The organism is Acinetobacter entericus (genome assembly GCF_026168575.1).
In the GTDB taxonomy this organism is placed as follows: Bacteria; Pseudomonadota; Gammaproteobacteria; order Pseudomonadales; family Moraxellaceae; genus Acinetobacter; species Acinetobacter bouvetii.
The window spans coordinates 1-4,742 of the sequence record NZ_JAPEQW010000065.1; the positions used below are offsets into that span (position 1 = coordinate 1).

3 protein-coding genes and 1 pseudogene are annotated in these 4,742 nt (G+C 44.6%); all 4 read right to left on the reverse strand.

Features of this window, described 5'->3' with window-relative positions; genetic code table 11:
- Nucleotides 1-111: 111 nt before the first annotated feature.
- Complete coding sequence (locus tag OKC24_RS19095) at nucleotides 112-513, reverse strand: hypothetical protein (RefSeq protein ID WP_265466227.1); 402 nt, start codon at nucleotides 511-513, stop codon at nucleotides 112-114.
- Between the two features lie 223 nt (nucleotides 514-736).
- Nucleotides 737-1,942 (reverse strand): phage head morphogenesis protein, encoded by a 1,206-nt coding sequence (locus tag OKC24_RS19100; RefSeq protein ID WP_265466228.1) that lies wholly within the window; start codon nucleotides 1,940-1,942, stop codon nucleotides 737-739.
- Nucleotides 1,943-3,403 carry a phage portal protein family protein gene (locus OKC24_RS19105; protein WP_265466229.1) on the reverse strand — a complete coding sequence of 487 codons (1,461 nt, stop codon included), beginning with the start codon at nucleotides 3,401-3,403 and terminating at the stop codon, nucleotides 1,943-1,945.
- Nucleotides 3,404-3,414: 11 nt separating this feature from the next.
- Nucleotides 3,415-4,742 (reverse strand): annotated as a pseudogene (gene terL, locus OKC24_RS19110) (phage terminase large subunit); the annotation flags it as partial.

Consider the following 4,742-nt stretch of genomic DNA (forward strand, 5'->3'; position numbering starts at 1 on the left):
CTGAAAACAAAACTGATCATCCTTTTTAGGCTGCTCTTGATTTGTCTGTGGCATTTTTCATGCTCCATAAAAAAACCACCCCAGATGGAGCGGTTTAAATTTCAGAATTGTTCAAAGTTCTTGAATTAATAGATTAAGCTTCTCGGCAGCTGCATTCTGCATATCAGAATACCCATAAACATTAAGGATAGCAGTCAGAGAATTAATAGCCTGTAACTTCACATCAAGAGCACTGACTTTTAGTAGTTCCGACAACCCTGCGCTTGATGAATCAACACCCAAAGCCACATTTCCATTTGACACATCTGAACTTTGACATAAAGCATTTGATCCAAAGTCACGCCCCATTGAATGGCAGCCGTCTTTATCAACTTTTAAGGCACCTGTTAAAAATAATCGTAACTGTTGCTCTTCTTCTGCGGTTTCAATTTTTAATGTCCGGATGAACTTAGGTAGCTTCGTGCCTTCTTCAACAACCACTGAATTTGAATCATTAATACCCATTACACGCATTTTATTATCCTCAATAAAAAACCGCCCATTAGGCGGCTTCAGTTAATTTCTACTCATGGTTTCTTTGGTGGTCGAGATAGAACGCAGCACATAGCACGAACAAGATTATTCACTCTTGACGGGCTACCAATCACAACTACTCTTTTCCCACAACTGCATGGCGAATAACCATTACCATTTCGACCATTCAAACCACGTCGACACGATTCACATTTTTCAGTCATTAATTCACCAATGCTTTAAGTGTGTAAATCATCTTGCCATTCAGTGTTTCAATCGAAACCATTTCAAACGACAAACCTATTGGCATTAATACGCCATGACCAGCATTCAGCATGTCTAGATCGATTCCCAGACCTCCGGCATTCTCAATCTTGATTACGATATCTGAAGCTGTATCAGTCATTAGCAACGGCGCATTAAGCTGGATTGTCTGCCCTGCCTGATAAGCTGCTACCTGTTGAAGTGTCGCCGCACCTACCACAGTTGAAGCCGTATTGCTTGCAACGGCGTGAATCTTTGCCATATCCTCTTTCACCCAGCGCTTAAGCACATCCTCAGCCAAGCTAATAGCTGGCTTATTTAAATAACCGGTCAGCGCTGCATCATTGCCCTGCACATAATCCAGCAGCGTTCTGATTGCACTTGGCCTGATTGATGGATCTAGCGGGATGACGGTATCTGCGATCGTATTAAATAGGTTCCGGCTGCTATCGTTCATCGGCGCGAATAAACTGGCCAACTTTTTTGATGCAGTCCATTCAGCTTTGATCACTTCTTTTTGCTCAAGGAGATATTCCTTATCAAGCACTGAAACATTGATCTTTTTATCAACCAGCGCTTCCATCTCACCAAACTGCAGTGGATGGGAACTCCAATCCAAAGCCTCTGCAACCTCTGGCAACTTGTCATCAGGTGTAATGCCGTATTTAAGCGCCTGTGCCTCTGTAAGGGCGATAACGGTACAGCGACAACGAAAGCCCAGCGGCGGGTAATGCGTTAGCCAAAAAGGATGATCAATCGGCAACACGATCCGATTCAATGCCAAATGTGCAGGACGTACACGACTATCATCGATAGCCGAATACATCAGGTACTGGCGTTTGTCTTTATTCCGTTGCTGTTGCTGCCAACGACCATGACCATATGCGCTTTGGATATTGGTACGAAAGACATTGTCTAGGTAATGCTTAGGCAAAATGATTTCAGATTCAGCAACGAGCTTCTGAAAGTCGTTAAACGTCCCACCGTTGGCCAAAGTTTTATTCAGTGACTTAATCACTGACTCAACTTGCTCAAGACTCGACAAAAAGCTAACCGTGGTCGCCATCTGCCGGGTCTTAAGGTCCATTGAGTAAAACTCATCAGGCAGCACCACTTTCTTACTGTGCGCATACTGCAGCGCCTCAAGGAACGTGACTGGTTGCATCTATTTCCCCTTGGCTGCAGTCGCATACCCCAATACATCCGCAGCAAATAAAGCTTGGTCTAAATTTGCAGTAAATTGCGATTGCGTCGCACCTGGTATTAATCGCGACAAATTGAACAGCAAGGCCTCTGGAGTCTCAGAATCAGCTGCTAATTGTCTAATCTGCTCATTGGTCAATAACTGCAGATCATCTTGGCCATCCGTTAGCTCTTCAACTTCTTGCTGCTCAGCAGAAAGTTTATTGGCCTGGGCTTTAAAGCTAAATGCTCGTTTAGGTATGGCTGAGAATTGGGTATTTGAAAGAGGTTGGATTCTCTCAGCAATATCACCATCCTGAAGCCCGTACTCACGCTGAAAATACTGTGGCGTTAAGTTTGCACCGGCATTTTTAAGGTGCGCATCGCGCTCGGCTTGATCCTTATTGAGTGGTTTAGGTTTTTCACCGAGCATAACTTCATAATCACCCCAGCCATTTAGAGCGCATAGTGCATTCACCACGGCTTGCAAAGTAGGTGTAACCAGTCGAATGTCAGATTTGAGTTTATCCATCCTTACATTTTCATGGACTTGACCCAATGCTCGACTACCCACACCATCAGTTCCACTGGTGAGCGTTTGACCCAATATAACTTTTTGAATTTGTCGTACGAGTTGATTGTTAAAAGACTCAAACGCAGCCCCCGCAGTACCACTTGCACCAGATGTGCCCAACACCTGAACATCATCTTCAGCATCTATAGACAGCACACTTTGAGCATGAGCATTTAATAATGCTCTGTTCATATCTTCAGTTTCGGTATCTTTGCATTTACCTAGAAGAATTGGCGTGCCAAAACGCTCTAAGAATTTAGCCCAAAACTTGAATCCATTCTGCTTAAAGAAAAATAGCCAATACAGTGTTGCTAGCAATGCTTTTCCATAAGGTTGTTCATATGAAGCTTTACGACGCGTTAAGAAGAATTTAAAGACCTGATCCACTTCATGCTCAGCCGCAGTTCCTTCTTGTCTGTAAATCAATCGGCCATCATTTTTAGGTTCAAACCATTGCATTGGCTTTTCGCCAATCCACTCCAGGCCAATGTAGCCTTCTGGTTTAAGTTCATAAACGGCCTCTTGAACCGAATAGCCAAAGAACAGCGCATTCAAAGAGCCGGCTGCAATCTCATGAAACCACTCCTTTAGAATAAGAGTTAATTTTTCTGCCTCATCTGTATCACTTGGCTCGACTCTTAGCGGTGTAGCTAATAATGCATCAATGCGAGTCTCAACGGCTTGGGCGATTTCATCATCATCTAACAGCACACGCAATTTATGACGCGTAATGCCCGCTTTACGAAGTACTTCATCCGTATCTGGCTGTTTGCCAAAATTAACCAAAAAACGCGTTACCGCTTCTTGAGTGTATAAGTTCCCAAGAGACAAAGCCTTCTTTGACGCTTTGTCTTTTTTAGACTTTGCCATAAATGTTCCTATTAATATGTTCGAGTGCCAGCACCTGCAGGTTTTTTACCGATACGCGCTTCATTGAGATCATTGAAACCATCACTGCAGCCATCCACCTGGTCGTCATGTGTACCATTTGGAAAGTTACGTAGTTCCTCAATGAGAGCTTTATTCCAGTCACCACGGAGCATCTTCACGTTGCCGATATTGACCTGAGCCGCAAATGGTTGTGCACGAGTAATCTTGTCGCCTGATACCGTCTCAGCTTTAACACTAAAGCCAGAAAGCATTGTGATGAAGTTTTTAGCTTGGGACTTGCCCGCTTGACCAGGATCTTGCGGCAGCCGAATCATCACTGACTTTCCATCCATTTGAGCCGTCTGCTTAATTGTGTTTTCAACACCGTCAGGGCCCCAACGGCCACGCACCATATCCACGATGTAAATAATGTTTTCTTTGGTCTTTAGCATTCTCGGGCCTGCAGTCCAGTCACCCTCGTTTTCCGAAGCCGCCAAATCCCAAGCGCGCACTTCTTTAGTGAATTCCGCAGGCAGCGCATCTACAATTTCAATTCTGTCGGGCTTAAAAAAACCGCCAGCTGGCGGTGATGGCAATTGGCGATATTGGCCCGAGAAAACATACGGCGCAGCATCTTCCATAACCTTAAGGCGCTCAATTGAATGCTTTGCGGGCCATAGTGCTGTGCCATCATCTTGAATAGCCGGCAAGCAAAGGTGTTCCCATTCTTCACCATTACCACCTGCAAGCAGCCAACCAGCAAGATCTTCTTCATGCAATCGCTGCATAATCACAATGATTGGTGTATTTGGTGAGTTAGTACGAGACTCAAGCGTGTCTTGNACCACCTGCAAGCAGCCAACCAGCAAGATCTTCTTCATGCAATCGCTGCATAATCACAATGATTGGTGTATTTGGTGAGTTAGTACGAGACTCAAGCGTGTCTTGAAACCACTCAATAACATTGCCACGAATCGTATCTGAGCTTGCTTCACTAGCCTTATGCGGGTCATCGATAATAACGGCGCCGCCAAAAGTATCTCGGAGCTTTCCCGCGCCATAGCCTGTGATCGTACCACCTGTACCCTGGGAGTAGCACACGCCACCCTCAGAGGTTCTCCAGTCATCTTTTGCTTTACTATCATCGCGTAGTTGAAATTCTGGAAACACAGATTTATAGGCCACTTCTTGCACTAAATTTCGTGTCTGAAAAGCATTGTTTGCTGCCAGCTTGGCAGAGTAACTAACATGGATAAATTCACTATCCGGCACCTTACCAAAGCACCACGCCATAAAATTAATCACAGCCAATTCAGTCTTGGAATAACGTGGCGGAATA